Annotated in this window: 16 protein-coding genes; 7 read left to right on the top strand and 9 right to left on the bottom strand. The window is 63.4% G+C overall.

All coding sequences use genetic code 11. The annotated features are described in order from the left end of the window. The 8 genes from OKQ63_RS14540 to OKQ63_RS14505 all read right to left on the bottom strand — a co-directional run bounded on the left by OKQ63_RS14540 (position 1) and on the right by OKQ63_RS14505 (position 8,004). A complete protein-coding gene (locus OKQ63_RS14540) occupies positions 1-459 on the bottom strand; it encodes a (2Fe-2S)-binding protein (RefSeq protein ID WP_211038085.1) in 459 nt (152 codons plus the stop codon). A 189-nt stretch (positions 460-648) separates the two neighbouring features. Beyond that, positions 649-1,638, bottom strand: coding sequence for an enoyl-CoA hydratase/isomerase family protein (locus OKQ63_RS14535; RefSeq protein WP_264210771.1), 990 nt, complete (start codon positions 1,636-1,638; stop codon positions 649-651). Positions 1,639-1,676: 38 nt separating this feature from the next. After that, on the bottom strand, positions 1,677-2,321 hold the full coding sequence (locus tag OKQ63_RS14530) for an ABC transporter ATP-binding protein (RefSeq protein WP_134830501.1): 645 nt from the start codon (positions 2,319-2,321) through the stop codon (positions 1,677-1,679). Then, on the bottom strand, positions 2,314-3,102 hold the full coding sequence (locus tag OKQ63_RS14525) for an ABC transporter ATP-binding protein (protein WP_222481330.1): 789 nt from the start codon (positions 3,100-3,102) through the stop codon (positions 2,314-2,316). Before OKQ63_RS14525 ends, OKQ63_RS14530 begins: the two co-directional genes overlap by 8 nt. After that, entirely contained in the window at positions 3,095-4,054 is a 960-nt protein-coding gene (locus OKQ63_RS14520; RefSeq protein WP_264210770.1) for a branched-chain amino acid ABC transporter permease, read from the bottom strand. The genes OKQ63_RS14525 and OKQ63_RS14520 overlap by 8 nt, the downstream gene beginning before the upstream one ends. After that, positions 4,054-4,950 carry a branched-chain amino acid ABC transporter permease gene (locus OKQ63_RS14515; protein ID WP_264210769.1) on the bottom strand — a complete coding sequence of 299 codons (897 nt, stop codon included), beginning with the start codon at positions 4,948-4,950 and terminating at the stop codon, positions 4,054-4,056. Before OKQ63_RS14515 ends, OKQ63_RS14520 begins: the two co-directional genes overlap by 1 nt. A 77-nt stretch (positions 4,951-5,027) precedes the next feature. After that, positions 5,028-6,332 (bottom strand): ABC transporter substrate-binding protein, encoded by a 1,305-nt coding sequence (locus OKQ63_RS14510; RefSeq protein WP_264210768.1) that lies wholly within the window; start codon positions 6,330-6,332, stop codon positions 5,028-5,030. A 13-nt stretch (positions 6,333-6,345) separates the two neighbouring features. Then, the gene (locus tag OKQ63_RS14505) at positions 6,346-8,004 is read right to left on the bottom strand and encodes an FAD-dependent oxidoreductase (RefSeq protein ID WP_264210767.1); all 1,659 of its coding nucleotides are present in this window, start codon (positions 8,002-8,004) and stop codon (positions 6,346-6,348) included. A 287-nt stretch (positions 8,005-8,291) separates the two neighbouring features. Between OKQ63_RS14505 and OKQ63_RS14500 the strand changes: the two genes are divergently transcribed. Beyond that, positions 8,292-9,905, top strand: a complete 1,614-nt coding sequence (locus tag OKQ63_RS14500; protein ID WP_264210766.1) for a sigma 54-interacting transcriptional regulator — start codon at positions 8,292-8,294, stop codon at positions 9,903-9,905. An 80-nt stretch (positions 9,906-9,985) separates the two neighbouring features. Here the strand turns inward: OKQ63_RS14500 and OKQ63_RS14495 are convergent, their stop codons facing one another. Then, positions 9,986-10,372, bottom strand: coding sequence for a RidA family protein (locus OKQ63_RS14495; protein WP_264210765.1), 387 nt, complete (start codon positions 10,370-10,372; stop codon positions 9,986-9,988). Positions 10,373-10,500: 128 nt separating this feature from the next. Here OKQ63_RS14495 and OKQ63_RS14490 point away from each other — a divergent pair, with 128 nt between their 5' ends. The 6 genes from OKQ63_RS14490 (at position 10,501) to OKQ63_RS14465 (ending at position 17,281) form a co-directional block, all read left to right on the top strand. Further along, positions 10,501-11,196, top strand: coding sequence for a glutamine amidotransferase-related protein (locus OKQ63_RS14490; protein WP_264210764.1), 696 nt, complete (start codon positions 10,501-10,503; stop codon positions 11,194-11,196). Continuing rightward, entirely contained in the window at positions 11,193-11,984 is a 792-nt protein-coding gene (locus OKQ63_RS14485; protein ID WP_264210763.1) for a creatininase family protein, read from the top strand. The genes OKQ63_RS14490 and OKQ63_RS14485 overlap by 4 nt, the downstream gene beginning before the upstream one ends. After that, the gene (locus OKQ63_RS14480; protein WP_264210762.1) at positions 11,981-13,222 is read left to right on the top strand and encodes an amidohydrolase family protein; all 1,242 of its coding nucleotides are present in this window, start codon (positions 11,981-11,983) and stop codon (positions 13,220-13,222) included. Before OKQ63_RS14485 ends, OKQ63_RS14480 begins: the two co-directional genes overlap by 4 nt. Then, the gene (locus OKQ63_RS14475) at positions 13,219-14,628 is read left to right on the top strand and encodes an FAD-binding oxidoreductase (RefSeq protein ID WP_264210761.1); all 1,410 of its coding nucleotides are present in this window, start codon (positions 13,219-13,221) and stop codon (positions 14,626-14,628) included. Before OKQ63_RS14480 ends, OKQ63_RS14475 begins: the two co-directional genes overlap by 4 nt. Positions 14,629-14,639: 11 nt before the next feature. Next, positions 14,640-15,524 (top strand): TauD/TfdA dioxygenase family protein, encoded by an 885-nt coding sequence (locus OKQ63_RS14470; protein WP_264210760.1) that lies wholly within the window; start codon positions 14,640-14,642, stop codon positions 15,522-15,524. Between the two features lie 92 nt (positions 15,525-15,616). Then, a complete protein-coding gene (locus OKQ63_RS14465) occupies positions 15,617-17,281 on the top strand; it encodes an ABC transporter substrate-binding protein (RefSeq protein WP_264210759.1) in 1,665 nt (554 codons plus the stop codon). Positions 17,282-17,317 lie beyond the last annotated feature (36 nt).

Genomic DNA, 17,317 nt, shown 5'->3' with positions numbered 1-17,317 from the left:
TCAGGCCTCCAGCATCTTGGCTGCGTTGTGGATCGCCTTGCGGATGCGCACGTAGGTGGCGCAGCGGCAGGCGTTGCCGGCCATCGCGTAGTCGATATCTTCATCCGTCGGGTTGGGGATTTCGGTCAGCAGGGCGGCGGCGGCGATGATCTGGCCGGACTGGCAGTACCCGCACTGGGGCACGTCGATATCGACCCAGGCCTTGCGCACCGCGTCGGCCTCGGGGCCTTCGAGCGCCTCGATGGTGACAACGTCGGAGCCATCGAGCGCCTCCACCGGGGTCACGCAGGAGCGCACCGGCATGCCGTCGACCATGACTGTGCAGGCGCCGCATTGGGCAATACCGCAACCGAATTTGGTGCCGGTCAGGCGCAGATCGTCGCGCAGCGCCCAAAGCAGCGGCGTGTCGCCGGGGACGTCGAGTGTGACGTCCTTTCCGTTGATGGTGAGGTCAGTCATTTTTGGGGTGTCCTCCTTTGGCTGGTCCTGGAGATTGGCTTCAACGCCTTTTGGCGCTGCCCTGCCGAGAGTGGCAGGGCCGGGGATGGGGCGGTTCGCGCTTACCGTTTCACCGCAGGTTTCGAATCGCAACCGGTATACTTTTAGTAACCTTGTGGCCACACAAAGCCCGCGAAGCAGGGCCAGGGCCTAGAGGCTGACTTCCGGAGACGCGAAAGTGATTGGTTTCCAGTTGGGATTGCGGTCCTTCTCAATGATCGCGGCCCGCACGCCTTCAAGAAAGTCGCCTGCGGCCAGACAGTATGACGCGGCGTTCAGATCGCGGGCCAGACAGCGGAGCAAGCTGGAATCTTGCCGCGCTGCATCCAGCAGTTTCAATGTGAGCTGGAGGGAAATCGGCGAGACTCGGCGCAATGCAGCGGCTGCATTTTGCGCCCAATCCTGGCGATTCTGCTCCAGCCGCTCAGCGATTGCTTCGGGCAGCTGCCCTGCGAACGTCTCCGCCGCGGCTTGAGGATCGGGCAGGGTTCCGGGACCGGGCGGTTCGCTGAAAGCCGCGATCGGGCTTGCGTCCGCCGCTTCCATCAACGCGCTGGTCAGCGCTGGCAGCTGGTCGGAGGGCACAAAACTGTCTGCGAGTCCCAGCGCGATGCAGTCGGCGGGACCAAGCCGAAGCCCGGTCAGCGCAATCAGCCGCGCCAGCCCTTCGGGAGCACGGGCCAGCAAGTGGCTGGCGCCCACGTCGGGCACCAGGCCGATGCCGCATTCGGGCATCGCCAGCACGGTGCGTTCGGTGACGACACGGTGCGCGCCATGGGCCGAGATGCCGACGCCGCCGCCCATCACAATCCCGTCCATCAGCGCCACATAGGGGGTGCTGAGGCCGGCAATCTGGGCGTTCAGAGCATAGTTTTCTGCCCAGAAATCGGTGCAATAGGCGTTATTGCCCGCAGTGCCCTCGGCATAAAGCCGGGCCACGTCGCCACCGGCGCAGAAGGCCCTGTCCCCGGCGGCATCGGCGACGATCAGCTTTACCCCTGGGTCGGCTTCCCATTCCGACAGGATGCGCGACATGCGCTGCACCATTTCACGGGTCAGGGCGTTCAGCGCCTTGGGGCGGTTCAGGGTGATCCGCGCGGCGGCGCCAGCTTTGGTTTCTTTAACTTCGGGTTCCAGCATTCCGGTCTCCTTGGGCTTGAACCAGTTGCGGGAAGGGGTCACGCGGGATGCGTGGCCCCGCGTTCGATGCGGTAGCTGCGGTCCAGCAGGTCGGCGCAGTGGTGATCGTTGGATTCCGCGATCAGGATCGACATGCCTTCGGACTTCAGGTCCCGCAGGATTTCCGAGATCCGCCGCGCCAGCACCGGGGCGATGCCCTCGGAGGGCTCATCCAGCAGGATCAGCCGCCCGCCCATCATCAGGGCGCGGGCCAGCGCTGCCAGTTTCTGCTGGCCGCCGGACAGCGAGGTGGCGCTGCGGCCGCGGAACTCGCGCACCTCGGGCATCAGGTCATAAATCCATTTCAGCCGGTCCTGATAGTCGGGGATGTCTACCGCCCAGACCGGCATCATGATGTTTTCCTCGGCCGAAAGCTGCGGTACCAGCTTGCGGTCCTCGGGCATGTAGCCGATGCCGATGCGGGCGCGGTCTTGCGGCGGGGTGGCGGGCAGCTGGTAATGGTCGAAGCTCATCGTGCCGGACTGTGCCGCCAGGAGCCCCATGATCGCGCGCATCATCGTGGTCTTGCCCGCGCCGTTGGGGCCGATCAGGCCGATCATCTCGCCGGTCTTCACCGTCAGCGCGCTGTCGCGCAGGATCGGCACCGGGCCGATGGAAACGTTCAGGTTACTGATCTCAAGCATAGGCTGTCTCCGCCTTTTGGGTTGGGGCGTGGGTGTCGCCGATCACCAGTTCCCGCACCTTGGGATCGATCAGCGCCCGGGCGGGCGGGGCGTCGCAGATCACCTCGCCCGAGAAGAAGGCCAGCACCCGGTCGACGTAGCGTTCGACGATCTCCATGTCGTGCTCGATGAACAGGACGGTGGTGCCGGAGGCCTTGAGCGCCGACATCACCGTGTCCATGATGGCGAACTTCTCCTCGGCGGCGACGCCGGAGGTGGGTTCGTCCAGCAGCAGCATCTTGGGGCCGCTGACCACCGCCATGGCGATGTCGAGCAGTTTGCGCGAGCCCTGTGACAGCGCGCTGGCCTCGTGATCGGCCACATCCGACAGGCCGTAGCGGGCCATTATAGCGTCGCATTCCGCCAGCAGGTCCGGGCCGGCGATGGGACGCAGCAGCGCGCCGCCCTTGCGCCGGGCCAGCGCCAGCGCCGACAGCAGGTTTTGCCGCACGCTGAGGGTCATGAACACCTGGCTGACCTGGAACGAGCGGGTGAGGCCCTGATGCACTGCCAGCCGCGGCGCGATGCCGGTGATGTCTTTGCCGCGGAACCGAATGGTGCCGCCCGAGGGTTTCAGGTAGCCGGTGACCATGTTGACGAAAGTGGTCTTGCCCGCACCGTTGGCTCCGATCACGCCGACCACCTGGCCTGCGGGGATGTCGACGTTGATGTCCTTTGCCGCGGTCACGGCGCCAAAGGATTTCTGCAGGTCCGTGACGGACAGGATGGGCGTATCAGTCATGACGGAGCCTCCGGATAAGGGGGATGCGTTCCAGCAGCGACCAGATACCGCCGGGCAGGAAGAAGATGATCAAGAGCAGCGTGCCGCCGACGATCAGCTGCCAGGCGTGAGGGGCGATTTCGAACGCGTAGGTGCGCAGGAACTCAAAGATGATGGCGCCAATGAATGGGGCCAGCACGCTGCCCGGTCCGGCCATGATGGTGATGAAGACCAGCTCGCCCGAGACGGTCCAGTAGACCATGCTGTCGGGATCGACCTGTCCCAGCGCCATCGCCATCATGCCGCCCGCGGCGCCGGCCAGGGCGGCCGAGATCACGTATTTTATGTGAATGGCCTGCGACACCGAATAGCCCAGGTATTCCACCCGGATCTCATTGTCGCGGATCGCGGTGGTCAGTCGTCCGAGGGTCGACCGCAGATACATCTGCACCAGCACCGCCAGTGTCAGGCAGACGGCGATGATGGCTGTGAACAGCACCTGCTTGCCTTCGGGCGCCCAGCCCAGGAAGGTGGTCTGCGACACCGAGAAACCATCGGTGGATCCCAGCGCCTCAGTCTTGACCAGGATGCCGTAGAGAACCATCGAAAACGCCAGCGACAGCATCGCAAAGAAGATGTCGCGGTAGCGGCGCAGGATGAAGCCGAGGGCAAAGCCCGCGATGACCGCGGCCAGCATGGCGATGATGATGCGCAGGGCAAAATCGCTGAGGCCCAGCCATTGCTCGGACAGCGCCACCGCATAGGCGCCCAGCCCGAAGTAGAGCCCGTGCCCGAAGGACATCAGCCCGGTGCGCCACAGCACCAGTAGCCCCAGCACAGCAGCGCCGCGGGCCAGGCCGAACATCATGTTGTTGACGACCCAGGCCGGCAGCATCAGCCCGGCCGCGGCCAGCGCCAGAAGGGCAAAGGCCGTGAGGCGCACGGTCTTGTCGGATAGAATTGCTTTATGCATCAGATTTTCCTCGCCTTGGCGGGTGCGAACAGCCCCTCGGGGCGCACGATCAGAACTGCGGACATCACCAGGAAGATCACGAACAGTTCCAGCTCCGGCAGTTTGTGGACCGCCAGCGCGCGCAGCAGGCCGACCAGCAGCGCGCCGATCAGCGCGCCGGGGATCGAGCCCATGCCGCCGATCACAACAACGGCAAAGCTGAGCACGATGACATCGACCGCGAAGCCGGGCGCCACCGACACGGTGGGCGCGATATAGGCGCCGCCAAGCGCACCCAAAACGGCGCCGGCGCAGAATGTGACGACGAACAGGCGGCGCACGTTGATGCCGACGATCAGCGCCATCTCGCGGTCATGGATGACGGCGGTGATCAGCTTGCCCCAGCGGGTGCGGGTCAGCATCCACCAGCTTCCCGCGGCGACGGACAGCGCCACGCCGAACAGGGTCAGCGAGTAGACGTCGCGGAAGATGCCGCCCACCTCGACGCTGCCGAGGGCCACCATCGGCTGATAGGCGAAATAGGGGTTCACGCCGAAGATCAGCAGGATCAGATCCTCGAGGATCAGGAACACCCCGAAAGTGGCCAGCACGATCAGGATTTCCTCGTGATCGTACAGCCTGCGCAGCACGATCCGCTCGATCAAGAGGCCCAGCACGATACCGACCGCCAGCGCCGATCCGGCGATGATCAGGAAACCGAACCAATCGGGAAAGCCCATTTCTGATGCGGAGCCGATGAAATAGGCGGCGGTGTAGGCACCCCAGGCGTAAAAACCGCCGTGGGCCACGTTCAGGATCTTCATCACCCCGAAGATGATGGTGAGACCCGCCGCGACGATGAACAGGTATGAAGCATAGACCAGCCCGTCCAGCAGTATGGTAAACAGTAGTTGCATGAGTATTTTCCTCCTCCCTTCTTCTCCAGCAGCGGACAGGGCAGGGCCGCCCCGCCCGTCACCGGGGAGAGCCGGGGTCAGCAGCTGGCGCCGGGCATGCCGGCCTCAAGCCATTCGATGCCTGTCTGGCCTTCGGGCGGCATGATGCAATTAGCGGGGTAGAACACGACGTCGGTGGCAACCGGTTCACCGCTGTCCTTGTTCCAGCCGGTGATGCCATAGCCCACCGGATGCACTGCTTGGTGGCCGCCACCGAGCGTCATTGAAATGCGGCCGCCGAAACTGTCCCATTCAAGTCCTGTCAAGGCGTCGATGATTTGCGCTTGCCCCGGGAAGCCGCCGACTGCCTCCGCGGCCTTGTCCATCGCGATCTTCAACGCCAGGATGGACTGGGCGTACTGATAGGACGGCCCCAGCGGGTATTCGCCGTATTTTTCCTTGTAGTGGTCGACGAACCAGCGGTTCAGCGGCGAGTCCATGTCGCGCACCAGGAGGCCGTATTCACCGCGGGTGCCAATCACTACGCCTTCGGGAAAGCCCTTGCCCAGGCGATCCACTGCCGAGGCGCCGAGCGTCGAGATGAAGGTTTTCTGCCGGAAGAAGCCGCGCACGTTGGCCTGCAGAACAAAGGCCTCCATGTCGCCGTCCCAGAAGCTGGAATGCACCAGCGGCGCCTTGTCGAGCGACAGGGTGGAAATCTCGGTGCCGAACTGGCCCGCGAACAGTTTCGGGAACTGCGGGTTGTCGGAGGCCTTGGTGTCCGGGTTGATGGTCTCCATCGCCAGGTCAAAGAACTTGTAGCTGTCCTGGCCCCAGGCGTAATTCTGGTTGATGCCGGTATAGGCAGGCGCATCGCCGAACTTGTCGCGAACATAGAGCGCGGCAGCAACGCCATCGCCAACCGCGTGGCCGGTGGTGCGGAAGACGTATTCCTTGCCGCCCTCCTCGAACAGACGTGGCGAACCGCAGACCGGGATGATGGTCAGCGTCTTCAGCTCTTCGGCGACCGGCGCCACCGACAGGCAGGACCCCGACGAGATATAGCCGATCACTGCGTCCACGCCCTGTTTCTGGACAAGGTTGCGGTATTCAGCGACCTGCTTGGTATTGCCGCCGGCCTCGTCCACGAAAATCGGGGCAAGCCGCGCCCCGGCAAAACCGGGGGTATTATAGGGGGCGGGCAGCTCGCCTGCGTTGATAGCTTCGATGACCAGTTCGGCGCCCTGGTGGCCCGGTACACCGAACGGCCCGGCGGCGGGGCCGGACAGAAAGGTGACGATGCCGACCTTGAATTCCTCCTTGGCGGCTGCGGGCAGCGCATTGAGCGCGGTGCTGGCCGCAAGGCCGAAGACGCAGGCAAGTTTCAACAGGTTGGGTTTCATGGTTTTTCCTCCCTTAAAGTGTTGCGGCCACGGGTTGATCCCCCAGCGCGATGTCATGGATTTCCAGCCCCGCGCCGTTCAGGCGCACGGCTTGTTTGCGCTGCCATTCGCCGGTCTCCTCCGGGAAGTCGCTGCGCATGTGGGTGCCGCGGGATTCCTGCCGCCTCCGCATCGCCAGGCACATGGCCTCGGCCAGACGGGCGACCCGGGCTAGGCGTTGGACCTCGGTAAAGCCGTCGAGATCGTCCCAGCCCAGTCCGGCAATTTCGCCCTGCAGGGTGCGGATCTGCGCCAGCGTTTCCGCCAGCAGCGCGTCGGAGCGGGCTGGGCCAAGGCCTTTCTGGGTGAGCTGGCGCACCTGTGCCAGCAGGCCCGCGGGGAGGGCGCCCTTGCCCGCGCGCCGGGTTGGGGGCGGATTGTCGGTGGAACGCGCCATGTTGGAACGCGGCTGCAGATTGGTGGCCGCGTGGCGGCCGGAGATGGCTCCATAGGTCATCGCCTCGACCAGCGCGGTGCCGCCGTGGCGGTTGGCGCCGTGCAAACCGCCGGCCACCTCGCCCACCGCATAGACGCCGGGGATCGAAGTTTGACCGTCGGTGTCCACCCGCACGCCGCCGATGGTGTAGTGCGACGAGGGCGAGATCCGGACCGGGCGTTCGCGGTAATCCGGCACGTGTTTGGACAGGAAGGTCGCGGTCAGCGAGTCCGGCGCCCATTCGGCGTCCTGGGTTTCGCGGAAGTCGATGAAGACCTCGCGCCCCTCGATGATCTCCGACTGGATGATGAAACTGAGGAAGTCCCAGTTGTGCAGCGCGGCAAGCGCCGACTGGCCGGGGCCCATGTGTTTCAGGATCAGGTCCTCGCCGTCGGAATTCACCAGCTTGGCGGTGGAAGGGTAGTCCGGGTAGAGGAAGATCGCGGGCGCGCCTTCTTCGTTCACCGCCAGCGGGTAGAACTGGATGAACTCCATGTCGACCAGCTCGGCACCCGCTTCCAGCGCCATCGACTGGCCGTCGCCCAAGAGGTTCTGCGGGGTGTCGGTGAACTCATAGACGCCCTGCATCCCGCCGGTGGCCAGGATCACTGCCCGGGCGGCGATTTTCACTGGTGAGCTGTCCACATCGGCCCAGACGCTGGGGCCCTCGCGGTGCAGCGACAGGGCGCTGCCCTTGATCCGGCGCACGTTGCTGGACTTGACCGCCTTGCGCAGCTGCGAGAACAGCGCGGTGCCATGGGTGGAGGAGAACTCCATCATCAGCCCGGTCATGTCCTCCGCACCGTCGCTGCCGTAGGTTTCGTCCAGGATGTCTTTGCCGCGCATGCCGGTGGACCGCCGCACCCGGTAGCCGCGCGGGGCGCGGTCGACGGGGATGCCGTATTTTTCGATGATCGCGCCCATTTCGGCGGGCGCCTCGTCCACCAGCCGACGCAGTAGGGCGGTGTCGCACAGCCCCTTGCCGGTCACGTCGGACATGGCATCGAAGACCTCCTCCTGCGGGAAGCCGTCATGCGCGGCATAGGTCAGGAAGCCGGTGGAGATCGCGGTCGAAGAAGCCTGCCCGTTGAACAGCAGGACAACATCGGCGCCCGCTTCGCTTGCTGCCAGGGCCGCGACCTGGCCTGCGCTGCCTTCTCCGATGACGAGAACGTCGGTTTCGATGATATTAGTCACTTGTTCCTCCTGATGTCTCAGCTTCAAGGCTACGGCTGCGGGGCGGCGGGGCCGCTGCTGAACCGGGGCAGGGGGAGAAAATAATTTCCTTTATTTATGAGCGACTTGCGTGGTTTCCGTCTGGCTGGCGCAAGTGAATGGTGTCGAAATTGACCCTATGTGGTATCAAAAATGATACCAAATCGGACTCGGGAGGCACCGGCATGAAACGCGAATCGGATATTCTAGACATGCTGCCCTTCGGGGTGCTCAGGCTGCAGGGGGAGCGGATCACCTATGCCAACCGGATGCTGCGCAGCCTGTTTGACGGCGGGCTGACGACGCTGTCTGAACTCGCCGACCGCTATCCGGAGCTGGAGGATCTGCGCCGCCGCGACGGGGCGGAGCAGGCGCCGGCCTGGATCACCATCAACGCCTCGGTGTTCTGCGTGGCCAGCGTCCGGCGCGACACTGCGGTGGAGCATTATTTCCTGCCCAGCTGGTTCGTCTCGGCCACCGACGAGGGGCTGAAAGCGCTGCAGGATAATTTCGACGATTTCGTCGAAATCTTTGAAAACTGCTTTGATGGCATCTACGTCGCGGACGGGGCGGGACGCACCCTGTGGATGAACGCCGGTTTCGAGCGCTGTTACGGCCTGAGCGCGCGCAACTTCCTGGGGCGCGACGCCAGCAAACTGGAACGCGAGGGGTATCTCGATCCGCTGATCACCTGGAAGATCATCACCACCAAAAAGCGCCAAACCGCGCTGCAAACAACGAAATCCGGGCGCAAGGTACTGGCCACCGGCATCCCGCTGATGGCGCCGGACGGCACGGTGCGGCGGGTCATCATCAATTCGCGCGACACGACTGAGCTGATTGAAATGCAGGGTAAGCTGACGGCTGCTGAACAGGAGATCCGAAACTACGAAAGCGAGCTGCGGGAAATCCGCGAGAACGCGGCGCAGGATGGTGAGTTGTTCTGGGCCAGCGAGGACATGCAGGAGACCGTCCGTCTTGCGATGCGGGTGGCGCGCACAGATGCGGCGGTGCTTATCAGCGGCCCGTCGGGTGTTGGCAAACGCAAGCTCGCGGATTTGATCTTCCGTTACAGCAAGCGCAGCCGCAAGCGGCTGCTGCGCTTCGGATTTGGCGGCTTACCGGAAGCCGCGGTTATGGAGGAGCTGTTCGGCAAGGAGGCAGCCGAGGCTGGCCGTGACGAGGGTCTGCTGGCGCGGGCAGTTGGCGGCACCATGATCTTGGAGCGGGTCGACCTGATGCCGCCGCGGGTTCAGGAAAGGCTGTCCTCTTGGCTGCGTACAGGAAAATCACGCCCTGGCCGCGAAGGCAGGGACCTGCGGTTGATCGCAACCAGCCGCGGCGATTTGAGCACGATGGTTAACGCGGGCAGATTCCGTGAAGATTTGTACTACCGCCTTGCAGTTGCTGAGATATGCATTCCGCCTTTGCAAGACCGCGTCGCGGACATTGCCGGGCTTGCGCAGCATTTCCTGGAAGCTTTCAACAAGCTGCACGGTGCGGAAAAATACTTTGACCGCGCGGCAATTAACCGTTTGGCGCGCTGGACCTGGCCGGGCAACGTGCGGGAGCTGCGGACCATGGTCGAGCGGATGGTTGTCACCGGGGAGGAGGCACGCATATCAGCGGTCATGGTTGAAGCCGCCTTTGCCGGAGCGACAAATCCGGTGATCCCGCAGGGTGGGATGTCAGGCCGGGTGCCAGCCGAAGAAGTGCGCGACAGGGTCCGGGCCTTTGAGGCTGATCTGCTGCACGATCAGGTAGCCCGCGCGGGCAGTATTCAAAAGGCGGCCGATGCGACCGGTATCAGCGTTTCCACGATCAAGCGGAAGCTTGCCTGGAGGAAGGTCTCGGAGGCAGCGGGGACAAAATTGTCAGAATGACCCCGCCTGGCGCCGGGCGCGGCCTTTCAGCAGAGCGGGCTGCGGTCCACATCATGCTCCTAGGCCGCGGGCAAACCTGCCTACTTCGCGGTGATGACCTCTATTTCGACCTTGAACTCTTCGCGTGTGAACCCGGAAACGATCAGCAGGGTTGAGCTGGGGACCCGCCCGGTTCCGGCCAGGAATTCATCCCGCGCGCGCATGTAGCCGGCCATGTGGTCGCGGCTGGTGACATAGGCGGAGATATGGGCGGTATCACCGGGCCTCATATCCCCCTCGCGCAGGATTTCCGTGATGTTTTCGAAGCAGACGAGGGCCTGATCATAGCTGCTTTCGGGGATCGAATCATCTGCCCGAATGCCAAGCTGCCCCGAGGTCACAATGACCCGTTTCCCCGCCGGAATCTCAGTGCCATGCGCATAGGCGGCGAAAGGCGGTCGAATAGTGGTTGGGTTTAAGGCTTTCATTTCATGTCCTTTTTTCCGATCGCTTAAAAGGCTTGCAAGAGGGAAAAGAGTTTGCAAGCCTAAAGACACTCTCTGGCACAGATCAACATCAGGGCCACGCAAAACCAATTCTCTGAAGGAGGGGGAATATGGCACCGCGTGTCCTTTTGGTGCGCCATGGCGATGAGCCGGCCGACGACCGTGTGGTTACCTGGCTGGCGGCGAACGGCTATGAGGCCGTGACCCGGAAACCTTTTGCGGGCGACCGCCTGGATGATGTGGGCGAGGTCGCGGCATCGGTGATCTACGGCGGTCTGTTCGACGTCTTTGAGAGGGAAAAATACCCGTTCCTGCTGGAGGAAGACCGCTGGATCGCGCAGTGCCTGGAGAAAGGCATCCCGCTGCTCGGAATCTGCCAGGGGTGCCAGCAGATCGCCTATCATCTTGGCGCTTGGGCGGGGGCGCCGGAGCGGGAATTTTTCGAGTTCGGCTATTACCCGGTTGAACCCGCTGAGGAGGCCGGAGAGTTCCTGGAGGCACCGCTGGTTGTTACCCAGGCGCATTACCACACATTTGACCTGCCCGCGGGGGCAGTCCGGCTTGCCGGAAATTCAGAATACCCGAACCAGGCCTTCCGCTATGGAGAAAACGTCTTTGGCTTCCAGTTCCACGCCGAAGTGACACCGGCCGGCTTCCGCCGCTGGCAGGACAGCAAGGCGCATGTTTACGGGCGGCCCGGGGTTCAGGACGTGCAATCCCAGAACCGGCTTATGTCGGCTCATGATGCGGAGCAGGCGCGCTGGTTCAACGGGTTTCTTGACAGTTTTCTGGGGCAGGCGGCATGAGCGTTCAGGGACATTGGGCTGAGCTGAAAGCGCCGGATTTCCAGGCTTTGCCGGCGGATTGCGTGGCGGTGCTGCCGCTGGGCGCGACCGAGCAGCATGGACCGCATCTGCCGCTGTCGGTCGATACGGACCTGACGCAGGCGGCGGTTAGGCTGATGCTGGCGGATCTCAGCCCTGAGCAATCGGTTCTGGTGCTGCCCGCGCTGACTATCACCAAGAGCAACGAGCACGACCGCTTTGCCGGGTCGCTGAGCCTGTCACCGGAGACGCTGCTGGCGGTGCTGCGTGACATCGGTGCCTCGGTGGCTCGTGCAGGTGTTGCCAGGCTGGTGTTGTTCAACGGGCATGGCGGCAATACCGCGCTGCTGCAGGTGGCAGCGCGTGAATTGCGCATCAGCCACGATCTGATCGTGGCCGTTTGCTCATGGTCGGGCTTTGCTGAATCGGAGGGTCTTTTCGAACCCGGCGCTTATGCGGTGGACCTGCACGCGGGCGACAGTGAGACTTCGGCGATGCTGGCCGCCCGGCCCGATCTAGTGGACATGGGCAAGGCAAAGAATTTCCGCACCGCAATGGAGGACTGGGCCGAGAATTTCCGTTTTATCGGACTAACCGGCCAGCCGGCTGCGCCGGGCTGGATTGCAGACGATCTGAACCCCGAGGGGGTGTGCGGCGATGCCTCCGCGGCCACCGTGGCAAAGGGGGAGGCGATGCTGGCCTCTGCCGGACGCAACTTCGCGCTGTTTCTTGCGGAGTTTGCCCGCTTTGATCACAGGAACGGCTCATGAGGGATACCCTTCCTGCAGATGCGCGCCTGCCCGGTGTGCTTATCCCGGCTGCACTGATCGCTGCGGCAGACCGGTTCGGCGGGCAGTTGTACGGCGATTGCCTGGCGGGCGACCTTGTCCTTCGGGACGGGCGGGCCGCTGGACTTGAACCGGCCTCGGCCCCGCTAGAGCAGCTGGTGCTGCCCAAATTCACCGAGCCGCATGTGCATCTCGACAAATGCCACACCATTGACCGGATGCAGGGGATCGGCGGCGGGCTGGGTGATGCAATCGCCGCACAGGCGCAGGACCGCAGGATATGGACAGCCGAAGACATCCACCGGCGGGCGGGTCGCGGACTGCAGGAGCTGCTGTCGGCAGGCTGTGCCACTGTTCGCACGCACGTCGATTGGGGTATCAGCCCGGACCCGGCGGCTGCACCATTAGCCTGGGACATCCTGCGGGAACTGAAGGAAGAGGCCCCGGCAGGGGTGATCCTGCAACGGGCGGCGCTGACCGGTGCCGACATGATGGCCGACATCAGCTATGCCCGTGCCTGCGCCCGCCGGGTGGCTCAAAGCGGCGGCGTTCTGGGCGCCTTTGTGCTGGGCCAGCCTGAGCGGCAGGCCGGAATTCTCAACACCTTCCGCGCCGCGGAGGAAGCCGGGCTTGCGCTGGATTTTCACGTCGACGAGGGCCTTGCGACCGGTCTCGACGGATTGGAGATGATCGCCGATGCGGCGCTGAAAACCGGTTTCCAGGGCCCGGTTCTGTGCGGTCATGCCTGCAGCCTGATGAATCACACCGATGAAGACGTGCAGCGTATCGCGGAGAAGCTGGCCCGTGCGAGGATTTCGGTGGCAGCACTACCCGCCACCAACCTGTATCTGCAAGGACGCAGCGCAGGCACCCCGGACCGCCGCGGGTTGACCCGCATCCATGAATTGCAGGCCGCCGGGGTCAATGTGGTGCTGGGCACCGACAACGTGCGTGACGCATTTTGCCCGTTGGGCAGCCACGATCCGCTGGCGACCCTCTCGCTGGCGGCACTGGCCGCGCATCTGGACCCGCCTTTTGGCAGCCATCTTCCGATGATCACCACCGGCGCCCGCAAGGCGCTTGGCCTTGCGCCCGTAACCGTCGACGGGGCTGCAATCGGGGATCTGCAGCTGTTCGACGCTCTCTCGGTCACGGACATTCTGGGCAGCCGTGCTGCCCCGCAACCTCTGGCCGAGGCCTTGCAAGGAGAACAACAATGACAGAGATGCCGCTGGAACACCCCCGCACCGATTGGGCCGCATTTGCCGACAGCCTGTCGCCGGTGGAGGTGATTGACGAGCCGGTGCTTGTGAAGAAACGCTCGCGCGATTTTTTCTGGTACAGCCCGGTTCTGAATGCACAGCTGAAGAAGTGCTTTGGCGATCTGGTTGCGGTGCCCAAGACCCCGGATGAAATGTGCCACTGCCTGCAGCGCGCCTTTGCGGCGGATGTTCCGGTCACCCTGCGCGGCGGCGGCACCGGCAATTACGGTCAGGCGGTGCCGCTGAAGGGCGGGCTGATCATCGAGACCACGAAGATGAACCGCATCCTCGAGATCGGCGAGGGCTATGTGCGGGCCGACGCCGGGGCGCTTATGGCCGATGTGAACGCTGCTCTGATTGAGCAGGGCTGGGAAATGGCGATGTTCCCTTCGACCCAGGACATTGCCACTATCGGCGGCTTCGTGGCCGGCGGATCGGCCGGGATCGGGTCGATCGCCAACGGCGCCCTGCGGGAAAAGGGCAATATCATCCAGCTAAAGGCGCTGTCGCTGGAAGCAGAGCCGCAGGAGCATGCTTTTGACGCCGAAGCGGCGCTGCAGATCCACCACGCCTGGGGGCTGAACGGCGTAATCACCGAAGTCACCCTGCGCACGGTTCCGCACCGCAACTGGATCGGCTGCATGGCCACCTTCGACAGCTACCGAGACTGCTATGCCGCGGGCTATGCGCTGGCGGCTGCGCCGGACATCGGCTGCAAGCTGGCCAGCACAGTCGAGGCGCGGATCGTTGACTATTTCCCGCGCCTCAAAGGGCACCTGCGGGAGGGCAGGCACCTGCTGGTCTCGCTTGTCCCGGCGGAGGATATGGACGCCTTCCGCGCGCTCATTGCGGCGCAGGGCGGCCATCTGGATCTGGCGATGAGTGATGCCGAGCGGCAGGCGGCAAAGCTGCCGCATGTTTTTGAGTTCGCGTATAACCACACGACCCTGCAGGTGCTGAAGGCGGACCGCTCGGCCACGTATCAGCAGATCGGGGTGCCGGATCCGTCGGACGCGGATGCGGTTGCCGCCGCGGGCGCGGCTTTGGGTGATGACGTCTGGCAGCACCATGAGTTTGCCCGGCTGGACGGCAGGATCGCCGCCTTTGATCTGCCGATCATCTGGTTCTCGGACGAGGCGCGGTTGCGCGAGATCAACAGCATCTACGAGCAGCACGGCCACAGCGTAGCAGACGCGCATACCTATTTCGTCGAGGGCGGTGGATTGAAGAACGCCGACTACCGGCATCTGGCGTGGAAAAAGCGAATGGACCCCAAGGGACTGCTGAACCCTGGCAAGTCACGGGCCTGGGAGAAGGTGAAACACCTCTCCGCTGAGGAAATCGAAGCAAAGGCAAAGGGCTAAGGAGACCCCAAATGACTACCATTCAGACAAAACCGCTGACGCCGAACTTTGGTGTCGAAGTAAGCGGTATGAACCTCTCCGACGTCAGCGAGGGGCAAAATTTCGCCGAACTGCGCGCGCTGTTCGAAGAACATTCAGCGCTGCTGTTCCGGGCGCAGGACATTAGCAACGCGGAGCATATGGCGCTAGCGCAGCTCTTTGGCCCGATCGAGGACCGCAAGGCAGATGAGCGGAAACCAGGCGAGAAATTCGAGGTACCCGAGGTCTCCAACGTGCAGAAAGACGGTTCCACGTCGGGTGAAATGGATCTGCACACGCTGAACCTCAAATCCAATTTCCTGTGGCATTCGGACAGCACTTTCCTGCCCACGCCCGCGCTGACCAACATCCTGATCGGCCGGGTTGTCACCAGCGAGGGCGGCGCCACTGAACTGGCCAGCACCCGTGCCGCCTGGGCGGCGATGCCGGAGGCGCTGAAGGCAAAGATCCGCGGCCGCGGTATCTGGCACCGCTACAGCCATTCCCGGCGAAAGATATCTCCTGAGCTGGCTGAATTGCCGATGTTCAACAAATGGCCCGACCAGCATTGGAACGCAGTCTGGCCGAACCCGGTCAATGGGCGAGAGGCGCTCTATATCGCCAGCCATGCCTTTAAGGTCGATGGCTATGACGAGACCGAAAGCCAGGCGCTTCTGGATGAACTGATGGCGTTCTGCACGCAGCCGGAATTCACCTATTCTCATCAGTGGGCTGTAGGCGATGTGCTGATTTGGGATCAGCGCGCGGTGCTGCACCGCGGCACGCCATGGCCGTACGAACAGCCACGCACCCTGTCCAGCATTTGCGCGTCGGTGACTGAGGACGACGGGATCGGCAGCATCCGCATGCCTGCATAAGCCCTGCACTGGCCGGGCGGGGTCCCGGCCAGTGCAATACTGCGCCGCAGAGCGCTTTCGGCCAGCCTCACGGCACAACAGAGAGGGAAACAATGACCTATTTTACCAGCACAGGAAAACCGCTGCCGGATTCACTTACACAGCAGGCCCGCCGCCTCGGAACTGATCCTGTCAGCCGCCGGGAATTCCTGGCAACGGCGTGCTCCTTTGGTGCAACCGCCGCAACCGCCTATGCGATGATGGGCCTGACTGCACCCGCACAGGCCGCAGCCAACGCGCAGATGGGGGGCACCGTCCGCATCCAGCAGCAACTCGTGGCGATGCGCGACCCGCGCAAGTTCGACTTCAACTCCCTTGCAACCTTCACCCGCGGCTGGCTGGAATACCTGGTGCAGTACAATTCGGACGGTACTTTCACCCCGGTCCTGTTGGAAAGCTGGGAGATCAGCGATGATGCCACCGAATACGTGCTTCATGTGCGCGAGGGTGTGACCTGGAACAACGGCGACCCCTTCACTGCCGAAGATGTTGCGGCCAACATCGCCCGCTTCTGCGACGGCACCGTCGAGGGCAATGCCATGGCCGGCAAGCTGCAGGTGATCATCGACCCGGAAACAAAAAAACTGCTGCCAAATGCGGTCGAAGTGACAGGCAGCCACACCGTGCGGCTGAAACTGCCGCAACCGGATATCTCGCTGATTGCGGGCTTTGCCGACTACCCCGCTGCCATCGTGCATCCCTCCTTCGACGAGGTGACGATGCTGGACAATCCGATCGGCACCGGCCCTTATTTGCCGGAATTCTACAGTACCGGCGACAGTGCCGCACTGGTGCGCAACCCGGACCACAAATGGTGGAATGCCGGCAACGGTGCCTACATGGACCGGGTCGAATTTCTCGACCTGGGCGCCGACCCGGCGGCGTTCTTCGCCGGTGCCGACGCAGATGAGTACGACGTCAACTTCGACACCGAAGGTGATTTTATCGCGTCCTTCGACTCGCTGGACGGCTGGACCAAGCATGAAGTCACCACTGCGGCCACGGTTCTGGCCCGCTGCAACCAGACCACCGAGGTGGATGGCACGGCCATTTATGCCGATGCGCGGGTGCGCCGGGCGCTGGCAATGGCGGTGGACAACGCGGTGGTGCTGGAAATTGCCTATGGCGGCCAAGGCCGTGCGGCGGAGAACCACCATGTATCGCCTGTGCATCCCGACTATGCCGATATCGGCGCGCCGGTGCGTGACCCCGAAGGTGCCATGAAACTGCTGGAAGAGGCTGGCATGGCGGACTTCGAGCATGAACTGATCTCGCTTGACTCCGCGTTCTGGAAGGCAACGGGCGATGCTGTCGCCGCGCAGCTGCGCGATGCAGGCATCAAAGTCAGACGAAAGGTTTATCCTACTGCGACATTCTGGAACGATTGGGCGAAGTACCCGTTTTCGGTGACCAACTGGAACCACCGCCCGCTGGGTATCCAGACACTGGCGCTGGCCTACCGGAGCGGCCAAGGCTGGAACGAGTCCGGTTTTGCCAATGCCGAGTTCGACGGTCTGGTCGAACAGGCTCTGGCAACCGCCGACCCGGCGGCTCGCAGCAGGATCATGGCTAAGCTCGAACAGATCATGGTGGATGAAGGCGTCATCATTCAGCCCTACTGGCGATCGCTCTACAACCACTCTAGGAGCAACCTTAAGGGGGCCGCGGTCCACATCTCCAACGAGCTTTACCCGCAGTACATGTACTGGGAAGCCTGACCTTTGAACACTCTGCCCGCCGGCCGGATTCGGCGG

This window comes from Leisingera thetidis, assembly GCF_025857195.1.
GTDB lineage: Bacteria > Pseudomonadota > Alphaproteobacteria > Rhodobacterales > Rhodobacteraceae > Leisingera > Leisingera thetidis.
Note: the sequence above shows the minus strand (reverse complement) of the source record. Positions and strands in the feature narration are given on the sequence as shown.

Bases quoted from the DNA above. Each gene is read 5' to 3' on its own strand.
- OKQ63_RS14465 (WP_264210759.1), top strand. From the start codon at position 15,617: ATGACCTATTTTACCAGCACAGGAAAACCGCTGCCGGATTCACTTACA.
- OKQ63_RS14540 (WP_211038085.1), bottom strand. From the start codon at position 459: ATGACTGACCTCACCATCAACGGAAAGGACGTCACACTCGACGTCCCC.
- OKQ63_RS14475 (WP_264210761.1), top strand. From the start codon at position 13,219: ATGACAGAGATGCCGCTGGAACACCCCCGCACCGATTGGGCCGCATTT.
- OKQ63_RS14510 (WP_264210768.1), bottom strand. From the start codon at position 6,332: ATGAAACCCAACCTGTTGAAACTTGCCTGCGTCTTCGGCCTTGCGGCC.
- OKQ63_RS14535 (WP_264210771.1), bottom strand. From the start codon at position 1,638: ATGCTGGAACCCGAAGTTAAAGAAACCAAAGCTGGCGCCGCCGCGCGG.
- OKQ63_RS14470 (WP_264210760.1), top strand. From the start codon at position 14,640: ATGACTACCATTCAGACAAAACCGCTGACGCCGAACTTTGGTGTCGAA.
- OKQ63_RS14485 (WP_264210763.1), top strand. From the start codon at position 11,193: ATGAGCGTTCAGGGACATTGGGCTGAGCTGAAAGCGCCGGATTTCCAG.
- OKQ63_RS14530 (WP_134830501.1), bottom strand. From the start codon at position 2,321: ATGCTTGAGATCAGTAACCTGAACGTTTCCATCGGCCCGGTGCCGATC.
- OKQ63_RS14525 (WP_222481330.1), bottom strand. From the start codon at position 3,102: ATGACTGATACGCCCATCCTGTCCGTCACGGACCTGCAGAAATCCTTT.
- OKQ63_RS14490 (WP_264210764.1), top strand. From the start codon at position 10,501: ATGGCACCGCGTGTCCTTTTGGTGCGCCATGGCGATGAGCCGGCCGAC.
- OKQ63_RS14500 (WP_264210766.1), top strand. From the start codon at position 8,292: ATGCTGCGCAGCCTGTTTGACGGCGGGCTGACGACGCTGTCTGAACTC.
- OKQ63_RS14520 (WP_264210770.1), bottom strand. From the start codon at position 4,054: ATGCATAAAGCAATTCTATCCGACAAGACCGTGCGCCTCACGGCCTTT.
- OKQ63_RS14495 (WP_264210765.1), bottom strand. From the start codon at position 10,372: ATGAAAGCCTTAAACCCAACCACTATTCGACCGCCTTTCGCCGCCTAT.
- OKQ63_RS14480 (WP_264210762.1), top strand. From the start codon at position 11,981: ATGAGGGATACCCTTCCTGCAGATGCGCGCCTGCCCGGTGTGCTTATC.
- OKQ63_RS14515 (WP_264210769.1), bottom strand. From the start codon at position 4,950: ATGCAACTACTGTTTACCATACTGCTGGACGGGCTGGTCTATGCTTCA.